This is a genomic window from Flavobacterium muglaense (genome assembly GCF_014305155.1).
Lineage (GTDB): Bacteria > Bacteroidota > Bacteroidia > Flavobacteriales > Flavobacteriaceae > Flavobacterium > Flavobacterium muglaense.
This window is the reverse complement of record NZ_JACRUK010000030.1, coordinates 23302-46351: the sequence shown is the minus strand read 5'-3', so window position 1 is coordinate 46351 and position 23050 is coordinate 23302. Positions and strand designations below refer to the sequence as shown.

Here is a 23050-nt window from a genome sequence, read left to right as displayed (position 1 = left end):
TCTTTGCATTTAAACAAGAAAAAGTAACTCTAAATACCTGTGTTTTATTGGATTTGCAATTTTTCAGCAAGCCCTAACTAATTTCAATGAAGTGTAAAAAGAAAGTCCGATTCTCATTTTTAGTATAAATGGGAATCGGACTTTTTTTGTTCGGATGGTTTTTACAATTTATCTTTCAAATAGGCCGCAGTAACAGAGTCTTTGATTTTTACAATAGCTTCGGGAGTTCCTACAGCGAGTAATTTACCGCCATTTTCTCCTCCTTCAGGGCCTAGGTCAATAATCCAATCGGCACATTTTATCAAATCTAGGTTGTGTTCGATAACGAGTATTGAATGCCCTTTTTCGATCAAAGCATTAAAGGAAGCGAGTAGTTTTTTAATATCGTGAAAATGCAATCCAGTTGTAGGTTCATCAAATACAAAAAGAGCTCGGTCTTTTGTAGCTCCTTTTACAAGGAACGAAGCAAGTTTGATACGCTGTGCTTCTCCACCAGATAAGGTTGAAGAAGATTGTCCTAGTTGCACATAGCCTAATCCTACATCTTGCAAGGGCTTTAACTTCTGTGTGATTTTATGCTGTTGATTGGCTTCAAAGAATTCCACTGCATCATCTATGGTCAAACAAAGAATATCGTTGATGTTTTTGCCTGCAAAGGCTACTTCAAGAACCTCTTTTTTAAATCTTTTTCCGCTACAGGTTTCACAAGGCAATTGCACATCGGCCATAAAAACCATTTCAACATTGATTGTTCCTTCGCCTTTACAGGTTTCACAACGTCCGGCATCCACATTAAAAGAAAAATGTTTAGGTAAATAACCTCTTAATTTAGCCAGCTTTTCCTTGGCATACAACTCTCTAATGTCGTCATACGCTTTTATGTAGGTCACGGGATTAGATCGAGAGCTTCGGCCTATAGGGTTTTGATCTACATATTCGATATGCTTGATGTGCGAGAAAGATCCTGATATTTCGCTAAATTGCCCTGCTTTTTCACCAGCATTATCTAGCTTTTTTTGCATTGCAGGAAACAAAATTTTCTTGACTAGCGTACTTTTTCCACTACCAGAAACACCGGTAATCACGGTGAGTACATCAAGAGGAAAAGTAACATCGATATTTTGTAAATTATTTTCTCGCGCTCCTTTTATTTCGATAAAATTCTTGAAAGGTCTTCGTTTTTTGGGAACTTCAATTTCGAGATCGCCATTAAGGTATTTAGCGGTTAGCGAACTAGATTGTAGAATCTCGTCATAGGTGCCTTGCGCGACCAATTCTCCTCCAAAAGTTCCTGCTTCGGGACCAATGTCGATAATCATATCAGCAGCTTTCATGATGTCCTCGTCATGTTCTACTACGATAACCGTATTTCCTAGATTACGTAACGAAATTAGGACGTTAATTAAGCGTTCGGTATCCTTTGGATGTAAACCAATACTTGGTTCGTCAAGAATGTACATAGAACCCACTAAACTACTGCCTAAAGAGGTGGCTAGGTTAATTCTTTGTGATTCTCCTCCTGATAAGGTAGATGAATTTCTATTTAAAGTCAAATAATCCAGCCCTACCTCAGTCAAGAATGACAGTCTGTTGTTTATTTCTAATAGTAAACGCTTTGCAATTTGTTCTTCGTAAACGTCTAGTTTTAGGTTTTTGAAAAATGCAACCAAATGTTTAATAGGCAGATCCACTAGATCCGAAACCGTTTTACTATTGATTTTAACATACGAAGCTTCGATGCGGAGTCGTTTCCCTTTGCAGGAATGGCATTTGGTTTTTCCACGGTAGCGAGAAAGCATCACGCGGTTTTGGATTTTATAATTTTTTTCTTCTAATTCTTTAAAGAAATCGTTTAAACCTTGAAAATAAGAGTTTCCTGTCCAGATTAACTCTTTTTGCTCCTCCGTAAGCTCAAAAAAGGGTTTGTGAATAGGGAAGTCAAACTTGTAAGCACTATTAACTAGTTCATCTCTAAACCAGCTCATGCTTTCACCGCGCCAAGGAAAAATAGCGTTTTCAAAGACAGATAAAGTAGTGTTTGGTACAACAAGTTCAGCATCGACACCAATGATGTTTCCGTAGCCTTCGCATACAGGACAAGCGCCATAGGGATTGTTAAAGCTGAATAAATGTACATTTGGCTCTAGAAAATTAATGCCATCTAGTTCAAAATTATTCGAATATGAGAATTTCTTATCGGAATTTAGTTCTCTTAGGTAACAAATTCCTTTTCCTTCATAGAAAGCTGTTTGTACAGCATCGGCAAGGCGATTGTAAAATTCCTCTTCCTCTTTTACAACGATTCTATCAATAATAAGAAGTATTTCTTTTTTAGCAAGTCCAGTAGGTAAATCGTCTAAACGCACCATTTCGTTATCGACTAAAATCCTTGCAAACCCTTGTTGTAACAGGGCTTTTAGTTTGTCTTCTAGTTTTCTACCTTTTTCTAAATGAATAGGAGCAACTAGCAACCACTTGCTATCGATAGCAAGCGTTTTTACATCTGTAATTACATCTGTAACCGTATTCTTTTTCACTTCTTGACCGGAAATAGGAGAGAATGTACGTCCTATTCGGGCAAAAAGAAGCTTCATATAATCGTATATTTCGGTTGAAGTTCCTACCGTAGATCTGGCATTTGTGGTGTTTACCTTTTGTTCTATGGCAATAGCTGGAGCGATTCCTTTGATATACTCCACTTTTGGCTTGTCTAGTCGGCCTAGGAATTGTCTGGCATAGGATGATAAGCTTTCCACGTATCGTCGTTGTCCCTCAGCATACAAAGTATCAAAAGCCAAGCTGGATTTACCAGAACCCGAAAGTCCCGTGATTACGACCAATTTGTTTCTGGGAATTACCACATCGACACTTTTTAAATTGTGTACTTCGGCTCCTTTGATAATAATGTTTTTCTTGGGATCTATTTTCGAAAAGTCAACTTGCATAACTACTGATATATTTTACACAAAAGTAATCATTTTTCGTTGGGGAGAAGGGGTTGAACAAATCACAAATTTTAGTTAGCATCATTCTTTTTAATCGAGTTATGAGATCTTAGTACTGTTTTTAACATTGTATAGTAATTATATATTCTTTTACTATTAAGTATTGTTTAATATTTTAATTTTACAAATTATAAATACCACCACAATGAAAAGTAAATTTTACATTTTACTCCTTTTAATAAGCGCTTGCGTTATGGCACAGGAATTACCGCCAATTGTAAAATACACGCCAACTACTTATGGCGCTGGAAATCAAAATTGGATGATTTCTCAGGATCAAAGTCATTTTATTTTCTTTGCAAATAATGATGGTTTGTTAGAGTTCAATGGTTCGAATTGGGAATTATACCCTTCGCCTAATGAGACTATCATTCGATCTGTAAAAGTGATAGACAATAAAGTGTACACGGGAAGTTATATGGAGTTTGGGTACTGGACAAGGCATAGTAACGGAAAGTTAAAATACAGATCCCTAAGCAATCTTATTAAAAAACAATTACTAGATGATGAGCAGTTTTGGAATATTTTAAACTATGATCAATGGGTTATTTTTCAGTCTTTAGCAAGAATTTATGTGTATGACACAAAAGCGGGTAGTTTTAAGATCATAGCACCAAGCACAGATGTTGTTAAGTCGTTTAGCACTACTAATGCTATTTATTTTCAAGTGAATAATCAAGGTTTGTTTGAAATTGAAGCAGGTAAAAGTCATTTGATATCCAATAATCCAATTTTAAAAGCCAATAGAATTGTCAATGTTTTTTCGGTTGGGAATAGTTTATTGATTTCGACTCAGAAAAACGGGTTTTATACATTAACAGGAACAGTGCTTACTAAGTTTTCAAGTGATATTGATGGTGCATTAAATACAGGAAGTGTCTATAGTTGTGAGTTATTATCGAATGGAGATTTGACAGTTGGAACTATTTCCAATGGTGTTTTTATTATTTCGAAAGAAGGTAAAATGAAATACCATATTGCTCAAAACAAAGGGTTAAGTAATAATACGGCACTGTCTTTATTTGAAGATGCCGATAAAAATTTATGGGTAGGGCTTGATAACGGGATCAATTGCATCAACCTGCAATCGCCTATCAAGAACTACGTAGATGATACTGGAATTCTGGGCACTACTTATACCTCTAAGTTGTTTAAGGAGAATCTATATATAGGTACAAATCAAGGATTATTTTATAAAAAGTACCAAAGCAATGACGAATTTAAATTTATAGCTGGTACCAAAGGGCAGGTTTGGTCCTTGTTTGAGTACCAAGGCACTTTGTTTTGCGGCCATGATTCGGGGACTTATGTTATAGATAATGGAAATGCAGTAAATATTTGTTCTAAATCGGGAACATGGAAATTTGAACCCATCCCTAATCAAAAAGATTTGTTGCTTCAAGGAAATTATTATGGAATTTCAGTTTTAGAAAAAAGCAATAATCAGTGGCGCTTTAGAAATAAAATCAAAGGTTTTGATTATTCGGCTCGTTATTTTGAAGTCACTAATGATCTTCAGATATATGTGAGCCATGAGTATAAAGGAGTTTTTCGATTGGAACTAGATCAAACAGTGCAACGTGCAAAATTAGTTTTTGCATATGCAAACCCTAAAAAAAGTAAGAACGCAGGTTTAGCCAAGTTCAATAATGCTATTTACTACGCTTGTAAAGAGGGTGTTTTTAAATTGAATGCCCAAACAAAACAGTTTCAAAAGGACAAAGTATTGAGTTCGGTTTTTGAAAAAGACCAATACACATCGGGGAAGATCGTAGTGGATAATTCGAACAAAATCTGGCTGTTTTCTAAAAACTATATTCATTATTTTTCACTTAGTAAGTTAAGCAATCAGCTGAAGCAAAATGTAATTCCAATTCCAGCTTCGTTAACAAATTCGATGTCAGGATTTGAAAATATTACTAAAATATCGAATTCAGATTATCTTATAGGAACCACTGATGGGTATTATACGATGAATATTAATGAGTTGAGTTTTGAGAATTATAAAGTTTCAATATCGAATGTAGAGACCAATAAACTCAATGAAAAATACAATTATAATGCTATTCTAGAGGAAGGTGCATTTCATTATGATGAAAATAATATCATTTTTAATTATACGGTACCAGAGTATAATAAATACATCAATGCCGAATATCAAGTTCAGCTGGAAGGCTTTCAAGATAATTGGAGTGAGTGGAGTACAAAGAATAGCGTGAGTTTTAAAAATTTGCCACCGGGTGATTATGTTTTTAAGGTCAAAGCTAAATTTGCAAGTTCTATTTTAGAGAATACTGCCCAGTATGCATTTACGATCAAAAAGCCTTGGTATTTGACCAATTTGGCTATTTTTTTCTATATGATCCTGACTGTTGTACTAGCAAGGGTGATTCATAAGGCATATAAGAATTATTATTACAAGCAAAAGGAGAAGTTAATTGAGGAGAATAACTTATTGCTAGAGATTAAGGAGCTCGAAAACGAGCAAGAAATCATGCGCGTGAGAAACGAACAATTGTCGCAAGATGTAGATTCTAAAAGTCGAGAGTTAGCCGTATCAACAATGACATTGAACAGTAAAAATGAATTGTTGAATTTTATAAAGGACGATTTAAAAAAATCAGTCGAAGAGGATAATAGAAGTTTGAAATCGGTTATTTCTAAAATCAATAAAAATATCACAGGAAATGATTCTTGGAGTGTTTTTAAGGAAGCATTTGAAAATACAGATAAAGAGTTTTTGAAAAAAATAAAAGAAGCGCATCCTTCTTTGACTCCAAATGATTTACGATTATGTACGTATTTACGATTGAATCTTTCGTCTAAAGAAGTAGCTCCATTGCTTAATATTTCAGTTCGAAGTGTAGAGATTAAAAGATATCGTTTGCGTAAAAAAATGGATTTAGTCCATGATCAAGGACTTGTCGAGTATATCTTGTCTATTTAATACCTCTACATTTTTAAAATCTACCTATACATTACCACAACATTAACGTTAAAGTTGTGGTTTTGTTGTTTTTAGACGGTGCTCAGTTGGCGTGATTTCCAGTAGCTATTCCTAGGTTTATTTATGATATTGGTAAAAAACATTGGTTTTTTTTGCATTGTATGTTTTTTGTAAAGGTTGTTTTTGATGAATTAAGGGTACTTCCTTTTTAATTTTATAATTCACAAAAAACACAAATTATGAAGTCAAACTATCTATTAATTATTTTTCTTTTTCTCTCAAGTTTTGGGTTTGCCCAAAGTTTTGAAGTAGGGGGAACTGTAAAAGAAAAAGGAACTGGTCTACCAATACCAGGGGTAAATGTTCAAATTAAAAATTCGACCAAAGGTGTCGCAACAGATTTTGATGGGAAATTTTTATTGAAAAGTATTCCGTCTGGATCAACACTAGTGTTTTCTTATATAGGATATAAGAATTTTGAATATAAAGTATCGTCAAGTACTACATCGTTAACTGTTGCGATGCAAGAAGATGCTAAAAGCTTAGACGAAGTTGTAGTAATAGGTTACGGAAGTCAAAAAAGACGTGAAGTTACCGGAGCGGTTTCGGTTATAGATAGTAAAACACTAGATATTATAAAACCAGTAAAAGTAGAGCAAGCCTTGCAAGGTACAGTATCTGGGGTTAATGTTACGTCACAATCTGGATCTCCCGGAGCAGCATTGGATATTAGAATTAGAGGTATTGCTACCAATGGTGAAAACAGACCAACAACCATTATTGATGGATATGTAGGTGAATTGGGGTTATTAAATCCTAATGATATTGAATCAATTACAGTTTTGAAAGATGCTCAAGCAGCCATTTATGGTACCATTGGTGCCAATGGAGTGATTTTGATAACTACAAAAGCTGGAAAGAAAAACTCAAAATCAAAGATTGTTTACAATACATATACTGGATTTCAAGAAACGTCAAGAAAGTTAAACTTGTTGAACGCAACTGAATATGCATTGCTACTAAATGAAAGTTATGCGAATGGTGGGCAAACGTTGCCGTATAAAACAGTAACAGGTTTAGGGAAAGGAACCAACTGGCAAAATGAAGTTTTTAATAGCAGTGTGCCTATCATTAACCATGATATATCAGTTTCGGGAGGATCAGATAAGGTAACTTATGCAGTTAGTGGATCTCACTTAGACCAAGAAGGAATCATCGGTGGAAACAAATCAGGTTTTTTAAGAAATACAGCCAGAGTCTCTTTGAATGCAGATGTCACGGATAAGTTAAAATTGAAAACAAACGTAATCTATACCTATTTTAATCGTAAAACTTTAAATGAAAATGGTTTAGGTTCTGTTTTATTCAATGCCTTAAACGTTCCCTCAACTTTAAGTCCTTATGATGCAAATGGTAACTACAGTTTAGTACCTAGTACGACTGGTCTTGGTACAGAAATTATAAATCCGTTGGCGCAAATCGCTAATACAAACAACGATTACAACTTCAAGAAGTTAAATGGAAATTTTGGTTTGGAATATAAAGTGTTGAAAGATTTTGTAGTGTCTAGTTCAATGGGTTTTAATACGTCAAACAGTAAATCGAGAGATTTTGCAAAACAGATAAGCTATGGCGGAAAAGTATTTGATGTTATTAGAAGTTCAGTAACTCAAGGCGCAGTAAATGACAATAATTATTCGTTTGACGTTTTTGGTACATACACTAAAAAAGTAGGTGCTAATCATAATTTTGTTGGTACAATTGGTAATACTATTTTCAAAGAATGGGGTAACGGTTTGTACGCAACTGGTTTTGATGTGCCAAATAACTCTTGGGATTTTGCTGATATTAGTTTAGCGAATGGATTATCTGCAGCAAAGTCTAACAGTTCTTATTCTTACGATGAAAGAAGGTTGTCTTATTTTGGTCGTGTACAATATGATTATAAAGGAAAATACCTTTTGTCGGGAATGTTAAGACGTGATGCTTCAACAAAATTTGGACCAGGTAATAAAGTGGGATATTTTCCATCATTCACCGCAGGTTGGGTACTATCTGATGAAGACTTCTTTGGGACAGACAAGCTAGTTAATTTTGTGAAATTACGTGCGAGTTATGGAACTTTGGGTAATGACCAAATACCAAACAATGGATATATTTCGCAATTGTCTGGCGAAGGTACTTATGTTTTTGATGGTGCACTAGTAACTGGTACGGCCATCGGTCAAATTCCGAATCCAGATTTGAAATGGGAGGAAGCTCAAAAAACAGATATCGGTGTAGATGTAAAATTATTCGACAACAAGGTTTCGTTAGTAGCCGATTATTTTACAGATACAAGAAAAGATTTATTGATTCCTAATATTCCAGTTTCAGGTATAACAGGTGTTTATGCTCCAGGAGCATCATCTCCAACAGTAAATGCTGGTACAGTAAAAAACTCAGGAGTGGAATTTGCTGTGGATTATAAAAATAAATTCTCAGAGAATCTAACGGTAAGTGTAGGCTACAATGTTACCTTTTTACGTAATAAGGTATTAGCTGTAAATAACGGTACAGGATTTATAGAAGGAGGTTCTTTTGGTGTAGGGCAACCAGCACCTTCAAGAATGGAAGTAGGAATGCCAATAGGTTATTTCTATGGATATAAAACAGATGGAATTTTTCAAAACCAAAAAGAAGTATCAGAGCATCCATCACAAATAGCATTAGGAGCTAATGCAGCACCTGGTGATATTCGTTATGTTGATGTGAATGGTGATGGTGAAATTACAACTGCTGACCGAACTAATTTAGGAAACCCAATCCCTACAGCAACTATGGGATTCAATTTACAGTTGAATTATAAAAACATTGACTTTGCAGCTTACACATTTGCTTCAGTAGGTAATGATATGGTTAGAAATTATGAGCGTACATTAACAGATGCAAATCGTTTGAATTATGTTTTAGGAAGATGGACTGGCGAAGGAACAAGTAACACTACGCCTAGAGTAACCACTGGTGCGACTGCTAATAATGTTTTCTCAGACTATTTTGTAGAAGATGCTTCTTATTTAAGAATTCAAAATATTCAAGTAGGTTATACGTTGAATTCTAGAATTTCTGAAAAAGTAGGTATTTCTAAGTTTCGCCTTTACACTGGTGTAAATAACTTATACACTTTTACAAAATATAAAGGTTTTGACCCAGGAGCTTCTAATGGTTCTCCTATTGGTGGTGGAATCGACTATGGTTTTTACCCGACTCCAAGAACCTATTTGTTAGGTCTAAATATTAATTTTTAATGCTAATTAAGATGAAAAAACACATATATAAAGCAATAACAGCAGTAGTACTCTTTTCTTTACTTACGGTTTCTTGTAGTGATGAGTTTGTAAATAGAGATGCAGTATACTCTATTGACTCAGAGAATTATTTTAATTCTAAAACGGATTACGATAATGCACTTGTAGCAGCCTATGATTTACTACAATCTTCGTATGTAAATGTTTTATTAGGAGAAATTGCTTCTGATAATACATTGGCTGGTGGAGAAAGTCAAACCGATGTGGTAGGTTTTCAACAAATTGACGACATGATTCATACACCGGTAAACAGTAATTTAAGAGATATTTGGAATTGGATGTTTGCGGGAGTAAATAGAGCCAATTACATTTTAGAATTCAAAGACAAAACAGATTTTGAAGGAAAAAGTCAGGTGATTGCAGAAGCTCGTTTTTTAAGAGCGTATTATCATTTTGAATTGGTGAAATGGTTTGGTGGAATTCCACTTAAAGGAGATGTACGTTTTAATGTAGGTGACGAGAAAACGATAGCACGTTCTTCTACAGCAGATGTTTATGCATCGATTGAAGCAGATTTGATTTATGCATCTAACAATCTAGCAGCTGTTCCATCTCAACAAGGAAGAGCGACTAAAGGAGCTGCCTTAGCACTTTTAGGAAAAGCTTATTTGTATCAAGAGAAATTTACTGATGCTGCTACCACTTTTCAAACGCTAATTGACACTAAAAAATATTCATTAGTGACCGATTACAATAGCATTTTTGAAGAAGCTGGAGAAAACGGGAGTGAATCAGTATTTGAAGTACAGTACACAGATGTTGAAGGGGCTGGTTTTGGATGTTTGCAATGTAGCGAAGGAAACGTAGCGGTAGGATTTAATGGACCTAGAAACTATGTAGGTACATTGTTTACTTCTGGATTTAGTTTTAATGTTCCAACTCAAAAAGTAGTGAACGCTTTTGAAGTAGGAGATAATCGTAAAGCAGTAGCTATTTTAGATATGGCTGCTTGGAACGCATCAACAGGTGCTACATACGGACAAGGTTATGAAAATACTGGTTATTTCAATAGAAAGTATATACCAAGAAAAAGAAGTGCAACTGCAGCTGGGGATTTGAACTTAACAAATCCTAATAATTATAGAGCTATTCGTTATGCCGATGTGCTTTTAATGGCGGCTGAAGCAAACAATAGAGGCGGAATTGATGATGCTAAAGCAAGAGGATTCTTGAATGAAGTAAGACGTCGTGCATTTGGAGATACAAATCATGATATTTCGGCGTCAGGAGCGGCTTTAACCGATTTTATTTGGGCTGAAAGAAGAGTGGAGCTAGTAGGTGAAGGACATCGTTTCTTTGACTTAGTAAGAACGAAAAAAGCAGCTCAGGAAATCACAGGATTTAAGACTGGTAAAAACGAATTATTCCCAATTCCTATCGAGGAAATTCAATTTTCAAGCGGAAATTGGACACAAAATCCTGGATACTAATAAAAAAACATGATGATGAAAAATTTAAAATACATAACAAGTCTTATTGTTGCTGCACTTATTTTTAGTTGCTCAACAGAGAATGATCTTATTGATCTAGACACGCTTAGCGCACCAACTAATATTTCGGCATTGACAACGGTGACGCAGGACAATACAGGTAAAGTGACTTTTTTACCACGTGGTGAAGGCGTTACGCAGTACATTATCTACTATGGTGATGGTACAACTGATCCTGCATACGTAAATCCTGGTGGAACAGTAGATCATATTTATAAAGAAGGAATTTATACTGCAAGAATCATCGGTACAACAGTGAATGGTAAAACAACAGAGCAGAAACAACAAGTTGAAGTCTCTTTTAAATCACCTGAGAATTTAGTAGTAACGATAGAAAATGATTTAGCAGTATCTAAAAAAGTAAATGTAAAAGCATCTGCTGATTATGCATTATTCTACGATGTGTATTTTGGAGAAGCTGGAGTATCAGCCCCAGTATCAGCAAATAATGGAGAGATTGCTTCTTACACATATGCTAATGCAGGAGTGTATACGATTAGAGTGGTTTCTAAAAGTGCTGCAATTAAAACGACTGAATTTACGAAGGTCTTTACGGTAACTGTGGTAAACAAACCTTTTACATCTGCGCCAACACCACCTAATAGACAAGCAACAGACGTGATTTCGATCTATGGTTCTAAATATACAAATGTTGCGGGTACTAATTTTTTCCCAGATTGGGGACAAGCTGGTCAAGGTAGCAGTTGGGCTGAATTTGATTTGAACGGAGATAAAATGCTTAATTATATTAAATTAAGTTATCAAGGAGTAGCATTAGCCGATGGAACAACAATTGATGTGTCTGGAATGGAATACTTACACATGGATGTATGGACTGCCGATTTAGAAAAAATCGAGACTTCACTTATTAGTAAAACGAATGGCGAAAAGCCAGTTGTTAAAAGTTTAACGGCAAATCAATGGACTTCAATTGATATTCCAGTTTCGGCTTTCACAAGTCAAGGATTAACAGTTGCTGATATCTTTCAATTGAAATTTGTAGGTACACCATGGGCTGGAGGAAGCGTATTCATTGATAATATTTATTTTTATAAAACGCCTGCGGCATTGATCGAATTGCCTATTGATTTTGAGTCGACTACATTGACTTATTCTTGGTCTGGTTTTGGATCATCAAGCTATGGAGCGATTCCAGCTTCAGTAGTTACAAATCCTGACAAATCAGGAATAAATGTTTCAAATAAAGTTGTTAAAATCGAAAAACCATCTGGAGCTCAAGTTTGGGCTGGAGCAAGTTTAGACTTAGATTCAAAAATCGATTTTAGTAAAGGAACCAAGGTAAAAGTGGCTGTTTGGTCGCCTAAAGTTGGCGCTACAATTTTATTCAAGACAGAAGTATCGACCTCTCCAAAAGACGGTAACGGTAATCCAACTGTGTTTGTTGAAGTACAAGGTACTACAACAGTGGCTAATACTTGGGAAATTATAACATTTGATCTTACTACGGCATCATCTTTCAGTGCAGCCAATAGTTACGATAGAGTAATCTTATTTCCTGATTTTAATGTAGGAGGTACAGGGACAAGCTACTATTTTGACGATATCAAACAATCCAACTAAAAATATACAAGATGAAAAAAATATTAATGAATACAATTACCATTCTTACATTGTTACTGATGGTAAATTGCGCCAAAGATGATTATTCTTTTGGGGACTTGATAGGGCCAACGAATTTAAATGTTAATTATGAAATAGTTGGAAAAACAACAGCTACTCCTGATGGAGATGGAACTGGTGTTGTGAAATTTACTGTAACAGCGGATGATGCTATATCATATAAATATGTTTTTACAGATGGAACCTCTGAAAACTCACCTAGTGGAGTGTTCGAAAAACGTTTTACGACCACAGGTGTAAATACTTATACGGTTACCGTTATTGCTTCAGGAAAAGGAGGATTGACATCAAATACAACTGTAGAGGTTAAGGTACTAAGTACTTTTAGTGATGATGGAGCTGTTCAATTATTAACAGGCGGAACGTCCAAAAAATGGTATTTTTCTGCTTCAGAAGTGGGGCATTTAGGTGTGGGACCTAACAGCTCTGATGCGACGCAAAATTATTATGGTTACTGGTATCAGGCTGCTGCTTTTGAAAAAGCAGGCGCGTCTAGCAGTAGTTGTTTATATGATAATGTGTTAACTTTTTCGAATGTTAACGGTCAGTTGAAATTTAATTTAGATAACGGCGGTAGCACCTTCTTCAACGCAGCATACTTAAGTACTGCGGGTGGTTCAGGTTCTAATGATAGTTGTTTAAGTTACACAACAACTGGAACTAAATCGGTTTCATTAAGTCCTTCGGCATCCGTTGTGACAAAAAACCCTAATGCTGCTACGCAAACAAGAGGTACTTTAATGACAATTGCTGATGGTGGATTTATGGGGTATTATATTGGTCAAAGTACGTATGAGATTTTATCAATTACCGAGAATCGAATGGTAGTGAGAGCGACCATGGGGAATGATTCTGGAATTGCATGGTACCACACATTTACAACTACAAAACCATCTCAGGCTAGTGCCGTTACAGATTACACAAAGTTAGTATTCTCGGATGAGTTTAATACTGATGGTGCTCCTGATCCTACAAAATGGGGTTATGATTTAGGTGCTGGTGGATGGGGTAACTCGGAAGAGCAAACTTATACAAATGCTTCAGATAATGCAGTTGTGTCAGGAGGTAGTTTGAAAATCACTGCCAAAAAAGTTGGAACTGGATATACTTCAGCCAGATTAAAATCAGAGAATAAATTTGAGTTTACTTATGGTAAAGTTGAGGTGAAAGCAAAGCTGACAACAGGTACGGGTACATGGCCAGCTATTTGGATGCTTGGCGAAAACTATGCGACTAATATTTGGCCTGCTTGTGGCGAAATAGATATTATGGAATTCAAAGGCAGCCAACCAACTACTATTTATGGAACGTTGCATTATCCTGGAAAATCAGGGGGTAACGCTAATGGGAATTCAACTACAATTGCTAATGCTGCATCAGAATATCATGTGTACAAAACGATTTGGACTCCAACTTCGATTAAGATTTATGTTGATGATCAGTTGTTTCATTCGGTTGCCAATGATAGCTCGTTGCCTTTTAATAAAGATTTCTTCTTGATATTGAATGTCGCAATGGGAGGTACATTTGGAGGAACTATTGATCCTGCATTTAGCCAGTCTTCTATGGAGATTGATTACGTAAGGGTGTATCAATAAACACATATTAAATACAACAATACTAAAAGGTAGGTTTTTTTACCTACCTTTTCTTTTTTAATAAAATAAAATAAATGAGAAAGTCAGTTTTAATTATATCATCCAGTCTATTGGTTTTGGCTGCTTGCAGTAAAAAAGTAGTGCAACCTGCCACCATTTTTGCCGCCGCAAATCCATTAGAACGAAAAGTAGATTCAGTACTTAAATTGATGACCTTAGAGGAAAAAGTAGGACAGCTAAACCAATACAATGGTTTTTGGGAAATAACAGGACCAACACCCAAAGAAGGACAAGCGGCAAAGAAGTATGCTGATCTAAAAAAGGGATTGGTAGGCTCGATGCTTAACGTAAAAGGAGTCAAAGATGTTCGTGCTTTACAAAAGATAGCAGTCGAAGAAGCACGATTGGGTATTCCTCTTGTTTTTGGTTTTGATGTTATTCACGGTTATAAAACAATTAGCCCTATTCCCTTGGCTGAGTCGGCTAGTTGGGATATGGAAGCCATAAAAAAATCAGCGGCGATTGCTGCAGAAGAAGCTGCTGCGGTAGGACTTAACTGGACATTTGCTCCTATGGTGGATGTGGCTAGAGATGCAAGATGGGGGAGAGTTATGGAAGGTGCTGGTGAAGATCCATTTTTAGGAAGTAAAATTGCAGTAGCGCGTGTGCAAGGTTTTCAGGGAACCAACTTGGCGGCAACCAATACTATTTTGGCTTGCGCCAAACATTTTGCAGGTTATGCATTTGCCGAAGCAGGAAGAGATTATAGCACAGTTGATGTGAGTGAAACAGTATTGCAAAATACGATTTTCCCTCCCTTTAAAGCAGCTGTTGATGCAGGAGTACGAACCTTTATGAACTCGTTTAATGAGTTGAACGGAATTCCGGCAACTGGTAGTAAATATTTGCAAAGAGAAATATTGAAAGGAGATTGGAAATTTGATGGTTTTGTAGTGTCAGACTGGGGTTCAATCAATGAAATGATGAATCACGGTTATGCCAAAGACAGTAAACAAGCAGCCGAAATCGCTATCAATGCAGGTTCGGATATGGATATGGAGTCTAGCGCTTATGTAGATCATCTAGTAGCCTTAGTAAACGAAGGAAAAGTAAAAGAAACCGTTGTTGATGATGCTGTTAAAAGAATTTTAAAAGTAAAGTTTGAGTTGGGGTTATTTGATGATCCATATCGATATTGTGATGAGAATCGCGAGGCAGCCACTGTGGGAAAACCTGCATTTCAAGAGGGCGTTTTGGACATGGCCAAAAAATCTATCGTGTTATTAAAAAACGACAAAGAGGTATTGCCTCTTAAAAAATCAGGACAAAAAATTGTGGTAATCGGTGCTTTGGCTAATGATAAAACAAGTCCATTAGGAAGTTGGAGAATTGCTGCTGATGACAATACTGCTATTTCTTTTCTAGAAGGAATGCAAAATTACAAAGGCAACCAACTTACGTATAAAAAAGGTGCTGATGTGGCCGTAGGAAGAACACAGTTTGTGTGGGAAACAAAAATTAATACGACTGACAAAAGCGAATTTGCCGAAGCGATTGCTGCTGCAAAAACTGCCGATGTAGTAGTAATGGTTTTAGGTGAACACGGATTACAATCTGGTGAAGGTCGCAGTAGAGCTGATATCGGTTTGCCAGGTGTACAACAAGAATTATTAGAGGAAGTGTATAAAGTAAATCCTAATATTGTTTTAGTTTTAAACAATGGTAGACCTTTGGCAATTCCATGGGCTGCAGATCATATTCCTGCTATTGTTGAAGCTTGGCAGCTAGGTACGCAAAGCGGAAATGCAATTGCACAAGTATTGTATGGCGATTATAACCCAAGTGGTAAGCTACCAATGACTTTTCCTAGAAACGTAGGACAGTTGCCTTTGTATTACAATCATAAAAACACAGGAAGACCGGTTATGACTGAAGAGGATAGCGTTTTTTGGTCGCACTATATTGACGAGAAAACAACGCCATTATATCCTTTTGGTTTTGGATTAAGTTATGCTAAATTCGAATATGCCGATTTACAAATTTCAGCTCCTTCATTTGCGCAAGCAGGAAGTATTACAGCAACAGTAAAAGTGACAAACACAGCTAAAGTAGCGGGTAAAGAGGTTGTACAACTGTACATCAGGGATTTAATCGGGTCTGTTACACGACCAGTAAGAGAACTAAAGGGATTTGAAATGATCGAATTAAAACCAAATGAGACTAAAACAGTTTCTTTTGTAATCGACTCAAAGACCATTCAATATTTTACAGCAAATTCAAAATGGGAAGCCGAAGCAGGAGATTTTAAACTGTTTGTTGGAGGAAGTTCTGCAGCTACTTTAGAGGCTGATTTTGAATATAAAAACAACTAAAACATGAAACATTTTTTAATAGTATTGGCTGTAGCTCAAATTGGTTTTGCGCAGCAAGGCAAACGAAAATTAGTTTGGGAAGAAAATTTTTCAGGAAAAAAGCTGAATGAAAAAGTGTGGAATGTGATGTTGGGTGATGGATGTCCCAATTGTGGTTGGGGTAATAACGAACGACAGTTGTACACGAATGAAAATCACGAATTGATCGATGGTAACTTAGTTATTACTGCTAAAAAAGTTGGTGATGCTTATACTTCAACACGCATCACTACAAAGGATAAACAACAGTTTCAATATGGTTATTTTGAAGCCCGAGCTAAGTTGCCTGTTGGTCAGGGAATTTGGCCAGCGTTTTGGATGCTTGGCGCTAATATCGATCAGGTGGGTTGGCCAAAATCTGGCGAAATAGATATTCTAGAATATGTAGGAAAAGAGCCTGCTATGGTTTTTACAACCTTACATACGCAAGATAGTTTTGGGAATTCGATCAACACTAAGAAAACTAAAATCGAGGGCATTGAAAACGGTTTTCATCGATATGGAATCGATTGGACCAAGGATAAAATGGACTTTTTTGTAGATGATGTTTTAGTCTATACTTTTCAACCAAAAGAGAAAAATGATGTAATATGGCCGTTTAATCAGCCTTTTTATTTCTTAATAAATATGGCAATAGGAGGGAATTTTGGTGGACCAGAGGTAGGTGATACCATTTTTCCACAGCAATTTACTGTTGATTATGTCAAAGTATATCAATAATTGATTCAATAAGTAGCATAGAGAAGGCCAAAATTTGACTGGTCTTCTCTATTTTTTTTAAATAATGCCAAGAACACTACTTTAAATTTGTAGCCTTACTTTTAATGATAGCTACTGTTAACGTTCTTTTAATAAGAAATATTGTTATTTCGTCAAGTTTATTTGTATTTTAAAATAAATTTTTGTTAAATTTGTCTCAGAACTTAATCTTAATCTATTCATTGCCTATTCAGTAAAATTACTTTTTTTTAGAAAAATTGCTCCAAATTTTAATTTAAACTAAAAAGTATATTATGGCTAATTTAGAATTACCTGACGCTTTATTGGTACAAAACTATGTATCAGGCGACGAAAATGCCTTGGCTACATTAATTAAAAGGCACGAATCAAGAATTTTTGGATTTATATATTCAAAAATCGCAGATAGAGATACTTCAAATGATATCTTTCAAGATACTTTTATCAAAGTAATCAAAACTTTAAAATCAAACTCTTATAATGAAGAAGGTAAATTCTTGCCTTGGGTAATGCGTATTGCGCACAACCTCATTATAGATCATTTTAGAAAAAATAAAAAAATGCCCATGTTTAGAGAAACAGAGGAGTTTTCTATTTTTTCAGTCATGTCTGATGATGAGCCTTCAATCGAGAGCCAGTTAATTTCGGCTCAAGTGGAGCTAGATTTAAAAAAGTTAATCGAAGAGTTACCTCTGGATCAAAAAGAAGTTTTGGTTATGAGGATGTATCAAGATATGAGTTTTAAAGAAATTTCCGAAATTACTGGTGTAAGCATTAATACGTCTTTAGGGCGAATGCGTTACGCTTTATTGAATTTGAGAAAAGTTATTGACAAACATCAAATTGTATTAACAAATTGACAATATATAAATAGTTCGTTCGTTGTTATAAAAAAAGAAATTATAACATGGCAAAAATTTACTCGAGAAAATCAGTAGTTGCAACAACTATGAAACCCAAAAAAGAAATTGTTTCTTTTTTATTAAGTTATTCAAAAGCGGTGAGCATGATCAATATCAAGAATCAAAGCTTTGAAATAATTGCAAATTAGTTAGTTGAACGCAGGTCTTGCAAAGTTAAGATTGCAGGTATCGCAATGAGTTTCCCTATTTTGAATTTCAAATTAGGGAAATTTATTTTTTAGTATATTCCTCTAGTACAGACTTACGTCCCACAGTTTTTGTAATAATATCTTTGTCCAAATCCCATCCTCTGGCAGGCGAATATTCACGGCCATACCAAATAATTTGTAAATGCAGATCGTTCCATATTTCCTCTGGAAAAAGGCGCTTGGCATCCTTTTCAGTTTGGACTACATTTTTCCCATTCGTTAAATTCCAGCGGTACATCAAGCGATGTATGTGCGTATCAACAGGGAAAGCCGGCACGCCAAAAGCCTGTGACATCACCACGCTAGCTGTTTTATGTCCCACAGCTGGCAATTCTTCTAGAAATTCAAAACTTTGGGGCACTTGACCGCCATGTTTATCAATTAAAATATGAGATAAACCATGAATTCCTTTAGACTTCATTGGCGAAAGCCCGCAAGGACGAATGATATCTCTAATTTCCTCGACCGTCATCTTGATCATATCATACGGATTATCAGCCTTGGCAAACAACAAAGGTGTAATCTGGTTCACACGCACATCAGTGCATTGTGCCGACAGTAATACCGCAATCAACAATGTATACGGATCCTTGTGATCTAGTGGTATAGGAATCGTAGGGTATAATTCTTTTAACGTATTTATAACAAATGTTACACGCTCCTGCTTGTTCATTTTTGTAATTTTATATCTTGTAAAAATAGAATAATTTTTAGGATGTGCCTAATCCAGCTGTATGTTACTCACCTCCTTTAAAACAACTTTTTTTTCACTGGACATAAGGAGCTTCCTGCGGTCGCTCTTCTTACCAAGAAAAAAATAGTTTTCTTTCAGAACGGGCTTTCCAGTACCATCTGGGGTATAAAGTAAAACACTATAAAACAATTATTCAACCAAAGCATAGCACTTGTGGTGAAAATCGTAACGTTCTTTGCGGAAAAAATAAGTAATAAAACATAGCGACCTTAGATAATAACTTTTGAGGTTAAAATAACGTAAATCACCATAAAATAGCCCTAGCATTTTTTAAAGAAAATAAAAAAAAAACAAAATTATGACAACATTAAAACAAGGAGACCAAGCACCATCCTTTTCGGGAGTAGATCAAGACGGTAAAGCGCACAAACTAGAAGATTACAAAGGGAAAAAACTAGTCGTTTTTTTCTATCCCAAAGCAAGTACACCAGGTTGTACTGCTGAGGCTTGTGATTTAAGAGACAATTTTGCCCGTTTTGAAGCCAGTAATTATGCTTTACTAGGAGTAAGCGCCGACTCGGCAATTAGACAATCTAAATTCAAAGAGAAATATGAATTGCCTTTTCCGTTATTAGCCGATGAAGATCGATTTGTAATTGAAGCATTTGGAGTTTGGGGGCCTAAAAAATTTATGGGAAAAGAATACGATGGTATCCATAGAACCACATTTGTAATAGACGAAAATGGTGTGATTGAAGAGGTAATAGAAAAAGTAAAGACAAAGGAGCATGCCAATCAAATACTGAAATAAGCAGGATTTGTGGCAGTACAATAAATCCATAAAAAAAAAAACAGATTAAATGAGCCTCAACGCTTGATTTAATCTGTTTTTTTGTGTTAGATTGGTCTTGTAGTTCTATTGTTTTTTAATAAATAGACCTTTGTCGTTTATTTGGTATTTAACAACTTCGGTTAAGGTATCGTTTACTTTCTTGTTTCCAATGATATCACCATTGTCATTAAAGTCTAATTTATCAACGCTTATTTTTTTAATTTCGATAGTATTTCCATCTATTTTAAAATTACGGTAATATTCTGTTTCAAATGTAAAACGACAATCCAATAGTAAAGCGTCTATTAACTTTTCGTCTTTATAACTGTTCAACTGAATGTTTAAAATTTTACCGTCGTTCTCGCCATAGGTGTTAAAAAGAATGATTTTGAATGTATGGGCAGCAATCTCAAATGATTTTGCTGTAAAATAATCAAAGTCGGTTGATTTAGCATAGTCAAAATCATTCTCTTTTAAAGGGAAAGAAAGTGCTGTACTAGTAAATTTTTCAGCTTTATCGAGTCCTGTAATATCGTATTCAACCAATTCTGGATCAAATTTTAAGTAGGAATCAAGATTTTTTGAACTAATAGCAATAGTTACTTGGTTAGTGTTTTCCTCTTTTGGAGCAGCCTCTTTGGTATCATTTTTACAAGAAATAAAAAGGATCGTTAGCATAAAAAATAGTGTTTTTTTCATTCTCTTATTTCTTTAAAATTAGGCTCGTACTCTTGTACATGAATATGATGGTAATGATTGGCAGTGTTTTTGGGTACGTGATTTAGGTATTTTTTTTTGCCTCTACTGACCAATGTCCATCCTAAGAAATCTTTCCATCCAAATTTGTATAACGCATTATTCCATTTGTTTTGCCTCACATAATCCAGCGAGTCAGGTGATTTAATGATGTTTAAACTAGTCCCTTTTCCACAAGGTAATGATTGGTCTTTTCTAAGGTATTTAAAATCACCATTATTACCATTAATATGGCTTTTGCTAGGTTTTGATGAGCCGTCACTATGGCTAAAACCGTTGCAACTAATGTCTAGGAAGTTAACCTCTAGCATGGCACCAAAAAAGCTTGCCAATGTTTGTTCGTTTACAAACGACCGTTTTGAATCAATATTAAAATGGTATTGATAGTTTTTTATTTTAAAGTATTTAGGGACTTCTTCTAGGTTGATGAGGTTGATAAATTCACCTTCTTCTCCTCTGTATAGCGGTGTTTTTTTGACCGAATATGCACCTAGATCATATGACTTTCCTTTTCGATCAAAGTAAATATAGTTGTATTTATTTTCATTTTCTTTCTTGACCTGTCTCGGAATGTGTTTTTCAATTCTGCCATCAAAAAATATGTAGTAGGTAATGATGTCTTTTACTGTTGTCTTTATAACAGCGTCATCGGGCCCCTTTTTGACACTGATGGTTGTAGTTCGTTCATTGAATTTTGAACTATCGATTGGCTTGGAAAAAAATAATACTTTATCAGTATCTGTTGTACGTGCTACTGTCTTGATTTCAAGAGGGTGCTTTTTGTTTAAAGCGTTTAGTTTTAATTTATCTAAAGGTTCTTTTGCATTTCCAAAGTGAAAAAACAGACCAATAACACCCAAAATATAACGATTCATCTTTGTGGTTATGTGGTTAAATAAAATTTTCGCGACTCTTTTATTACTTTTAATTCGTTGCTTTTAAAAGTTTATTGGGGTCGTAGCCAAATAAGTAGTGCTCTTTAATAATCTCGGCAATACCAGTAGGAAGCATTGGTTCCCAGCCCGGTTTACCTTCGCTAATCATTTTTAAAACTTCGCGAGAGAACACTTCAAGAATTGCTGGGTCATAATTGTCAATGTCAATCACTTTTCCGTTGAATTTAAAGAATTTGTACAATTCTTTCATTCTAGGATGCACCTTTAAAGTTTCAGAAGTTATAATGTCACCATTTTCATCTATCATTGGATACAAGAAAACTTTCATATCGCGGTAGAATAATTTTCCAAAGGCTTCCAGAATTCCACCACTTAAATGACGGTAGTATTTCTCATCAAAAATATCTACTAAGTTGTTTACTCCCATGGCAAGTCCCATACGAGCTTTAGTGTAATTAGCAAAATATTCGACTACTTTATAATATTCTTGGAAGTTAGAGATCATAACCGTTTGTCCTAGCGAACAAAGCAATTCGGCACGATCCATAAAGTCTCTTTCATCAATTTCTCCATCAGAACGCAAATTAGAAAGGGTGATTTCAAATACCACTAAGGTATTTTCTTTCTCTACTTTGTTTTCTTCAATGAACATATTTAGTGACTTCTCATACATATCCATGTTTACCTTCGTAACTGGACGAAAACTTCCTCTTAAAGCAAGAATATTTTTTTTGTATAAGATGGCTGCTGGTAGAATGTTTTTTCCGTTAGGGTCAAACATTACTGCATCTGTCATTCCGTTTTTTACTAATTGTAAGCTCATTAAACGGTTGTCAACATTGGCAAAACGTGGACCAGAAAAATTGATCGTGTCAATTTCTAGCTGGTCTTTGTCTAAATGATCATATAAATAGCGTAATAATTTTTTAGGATCGTTGTATTTATAGAAAGCACCGTATATCAAGTTTACTCCTAGAATCCCTAGTGTTTCTTGTTGTAAACGAGCATCAGTTTCTTTAAATCGAATGTGAAGCGTGATTTCGTTATAATCCTCATCAGGCTCAATTTGGTAGCGTATTCCTACCCATCCGTGACCTTTGAATTGTTTGGCAAAATCAATGGTAGCTACTGTATTAGCATAACTGAAAAACATTTTGTTGGGATGCTTTTCGCGGCTTAATCGTTTTTCAACAAGTTCGGCCTCCATATTAATCATTCTCTTAAGCCTACTTTCAGTAACATATCGGCCATCTTTTTCAATACCATATATGGCATCACTAAAATCTTTATCGTATGCAGACATCGCTTTTGCAATAGTTCCAGATGAGCCTCCAGATCTAAAAAAATGCCTTACTGTTTCTTGACCAGCTCCAATCTCGGCAAAGGTTCCGTATATATTTTCATTCAAATTTATACGTAGTGCTTTGTCCTTAATTGAAGGTATTTGTTGGATGACTTTGTCACCTTTTAGTTTAATTGCAGTATCCATTTTTGATTTAAATATGGGTAATAATATACAAAGTTAATTAAATAGGTTTCTTATGAAAGATAATTAATCCTATTTTTGTAAAAAAAACACATTAA

The 23050-nt window shown here is 35.2% G+C and carries 15 protein-coding genes; 10 read left to right on the top strand and 5 right to left on the bottom strand.

All coding sequences use genetic code 11. The features are described from left to right. Positions 1-161: 161 nt before the first annotated feature. Positions 162-2945 (bottom strand): excinuclease ABC subunit UvrA, encoded by a 2784-nt coding sequence (uvrA, locus tag H8R24_RS12085; protein ID WP_187019417.1) that lies wholly within the window; start codon positions 2943-2945, stop codon positions 162-164. A 205-nt stretch (positions 2946-3150) separates the two neighbouring features. Between uvrA and H8R24_RS12080 the strand changes: the two genes are divergently transcribed. From H8R24_RS12080 to H8R24_RS12040, 9 genes are all read left to right on the top strand, one after another. Then, entirely contained in the window at positions 3151-5952 is a 2802-nt protein-coding gene (locus H8R24_RS12080) for a helix-turn-helix and ligand-binding sensor domain-containing protein (protein WP_187019415.1), read from the top strand. 239 nt (positions 5953-6191) lie between these two features. Then, on the top strand, positions 6192-9239 hold the full coding sequence (locus H8R24_RS12075; RefSeq protein ID WP_187019413.1) for a SusC/RagA family TonB-linked outer membrane protein: 3048 nt from the start codon (positions 6192-6194) through the stop codon (positions 9237-9239). Between the two features lie 11 nt (positions 9240-9250). Further along, positions 9251-10729, top strand: coding sequence for a RagB/SusD family nutrient uptake outer membrane protein (locus H8R24_RS12070; protein WP_187019411.1), 1479 nt, complete (start codon positions 9251-9253; stop codon positions 10727-10729). 15 nt (positions 10730-10744) lie between these two features. After that, the gene (locus H8R24_RS12065) at positions 10745-12370 is read left to right on the top strand and encodes a hypothetical protein (RefSeq protein ID WP_187019422.1); all 1626 of its coding nucleotides are present in this window, start codon (positions 10745-10747) and stop codon (positions 12368-12370) included. An 11-nt stretch (positions 12371-12381) separates the two neighbouring features. Continuing rightward, positions 12382-14028 carry a glycoside hydrolase family 16 protein gene (locus H8R24_RS12060; protein ID WP_187019408.1) on the top strand — a complete coding sequence of 549 codons (1647 nt, stop codon included), beginning with the start codon at positions 12382-12384 and terminating at the stop codon, positions 14026-14028. Between the two features lie 74 nt (positions 14029-14102). Beyond that, positions 14103-16400 (top strand): beta-glucosidase BglX, encoded by a 2298-nt coding sequence (bglX, locus tag H8R24_RS12055; RefSeq protein ID WP_187019406.1) that lies wholly within the window; start codon positions 14103-14105, stop codon positions 16398-16400. A 3-nt stretch (positions 16401-16403) separates the two neighbouring features. Continuing rightward, a complete protein-coding gene (locus tag H8R24_RS12050) occupies positions 16404-17159 on the top strand; it encodes a glycoside hydrolase family 16 protein (protein ID WP_187019404.1) in 756 nt (251 codons plus the stop codon). A 293-nt stretch (positions 17160-17452) separates the two neighbouring features. After that, positions 17453-18037 (top strand): RNA polymerase sigma factor, encoded by a 585-nt coding sequence (locus tag H8R24_RS12045; RefSeq protein WP_187019402.1) that lies wholly within the window; start codon positions 17453-17455, stop codon positions 18035-18037. A gap of 47 nt (positions 18038-18084) precedes the next feature. After that, entirely contained in the window at positions 18085-18228 is a 144-nt protein-coding gene (locus tag H8R24_RS12040) for a hypothetical protein (RefSeq protein WP_187019399.1), read from the top strand. Positions 18229-18310: 82 nt separating this feature from the next. Here the strand turns inward: H8R24_RS12040 and H8R24_RS12035 are convergent, their stop codons facing one another. Then, positions 18311-18961, bottom strand: a complete 651-nt coding sequence (locus tag H8R24_RS12035; protein ID WP_187019397.1) for an endonuclease III domain-containing protein — start codon at positions 18959-18961, stop codon at positions 18311-18313. A gap of 379 nt (positions 18962-19340) precedes the next feature. Between H8R24_RS12035 and bcp the strand changes: the two genes are divergently transcribed. Further along, positions 19341-19793: a thioredoxin-dependent thiol peroxidase gene (gene bcp / locus H8R24_RS12030; RefSeq protein ID WP_187019395.1), complete on the top strand. Its 453-nt coding sequence runs from the start codon at positions 19341-19343 to the stop codon at positions 19791-19793. A 105-nt stretch (positions 19794-19898) separates the two neighbouring features. Here bcp and H8R24_RS12025 read toward each other — a convergent pair whose 3' ends face one another. The 3 genes from H8R24_RS12025 to H8R24_RS12015 are packed head-to-tail and all read right to left on the bottom strand — an operon-like array spanning position 19899 to position 22955. Next, complete coding sequence (locus H8R24_RS12025; protein WP_187019392.1) at positions 19899-20513, bottom strand: hypothetical protein; 615 nt, start codon at positions 20511-20513, stop codon at positions 19899-19901. Then, positions 20510-21445 carry a hypothetical protein gene (locus H8R24_RS12020; protein ID WP_187019390.1) on the bottom strand — a complete coding sequence of 312 codons (936 nt, stop codon included), beginning with the start codon at positions 21443-21445 and terminating at the stop codon, positions 20510-20512. Before H8R24_RS12020 ends, H8R24_RS12025 begins: the two co-directional genes overlap by 4 nt. A gap of 49 nt (positions 21446-21494) precedes the next feature. Then, a complete protein-coding gene (locus H8R24_RS12015; protein ID WP_187019387.1) occupies positions 21495-22955 on the bottom strand; it encodes a TonB-dependent receptor in 1461 nt (486 codons plus the stop codon). Positions 22956-23050 lie beyond the last annotated feature (95 nt).

Bases quoted from the DNA above. Each gene is read 5' to 3' on its own strand.
- uvrA (WP_187019417.1), bottom strand. From the start codon at position 2,945: ATGCAAGTTGACTTTTCGAAAATAGATCCCAAGAAAAACATTATTATC.
- H8R24_RS12080 (WP_187019415.1), top strand. From the start codon at position 3,151: ATGAAAAGTAAATTTTACATTTTACTCCTTTTAATAAGCGCTTGCGTT.
- H8R24_RS12075 (WP_187019413.1), top strand. From the start codon at position 6,192: ATGAAGTCAAACTATCTATTAATTATTTTTCTTTTTCTCTCAAGTTTT.
- H8R24_RS12070 (WP_187019411.1), top strand. From the start codon at position 9,251: ATGAAAAAACACATATATAAAGCAATAACAGCAGTAGTACTCTTTTCT.
- H8R24_RS12065 (WP_187019422.1), top strand. From the start codon at position 10,745: ATGAAAAATTTAAAATACATAACAAGTCTTATTGTTGCTGCACTTATT.
- H8R24_RS12060 (WP_187019408.1), top strand. From the start codon at position 12,382: ATGAAAAAAATATTAATGAATACAATTACCATTCTTACATTGTTACTG.
- bglX (WP_187019406.1), top strand. From the start codon at position 14,103: ATGAGAAAGTCAGTTTTAATTATATCATCCAGTCTATTGGTTTTGGCT.
- H8R24_RS12050 (WP_187019404.1), top strand. From the start codon at position 16,404: ATGAAACATTTTTTAATAGTATTGGCTGTAGCTCAAATTGGTTTTGCG.
- H8R24_RS12045 (WP_187019402.1), top strand. From the start codon at position 17,453: ATGGCTAATTTAGAATTACCTGACGCTTTATTGGTACAAAACTATGTA.
- H8R24_RS12040 (WP_187019399.1), top strand. From the start codon at position 18,085: ATGGCAAAAATTTACTCGAGAAAATCAGTAGTTGCAACAACTATGAAA.
- H8R24_RS12035 (WP_187019397.1), bottom strand. From the start codon at position 18,961: ATGAACAAGCAGGAGCGTGTAACATTTGTTATAAATACGTTAAAAGAA.
- bcp (WP_187019395.1), top strand. From the start codon at position 19,341: ATGACAACATTAAAACAAGGAGACCAAGCACCATCCTTTTCGGGAGTA.
- H8R24_RS12025 (WP_187019392.1), bottom strand. From the start codon at position 20,513: ATGAAAAAAACACTATTTTTTATGCTAACGATCCTTTTTATTTCTTGT.
- H8R24_RS12020 (WP_187019390.1), bottom strand. From the start codon at position 21,445: ATGAATCGTTATATTTTGGGTGTTATTGGTCTGTTTTTTCACTTTGGA.
- H8R24_RS12015 (WP_187019387.1), bottom strand. From the start codon at position 22,955: ATGGATACTGCAATTAAACTAAAAGGTGACAAAGTCATCCAACAAATA.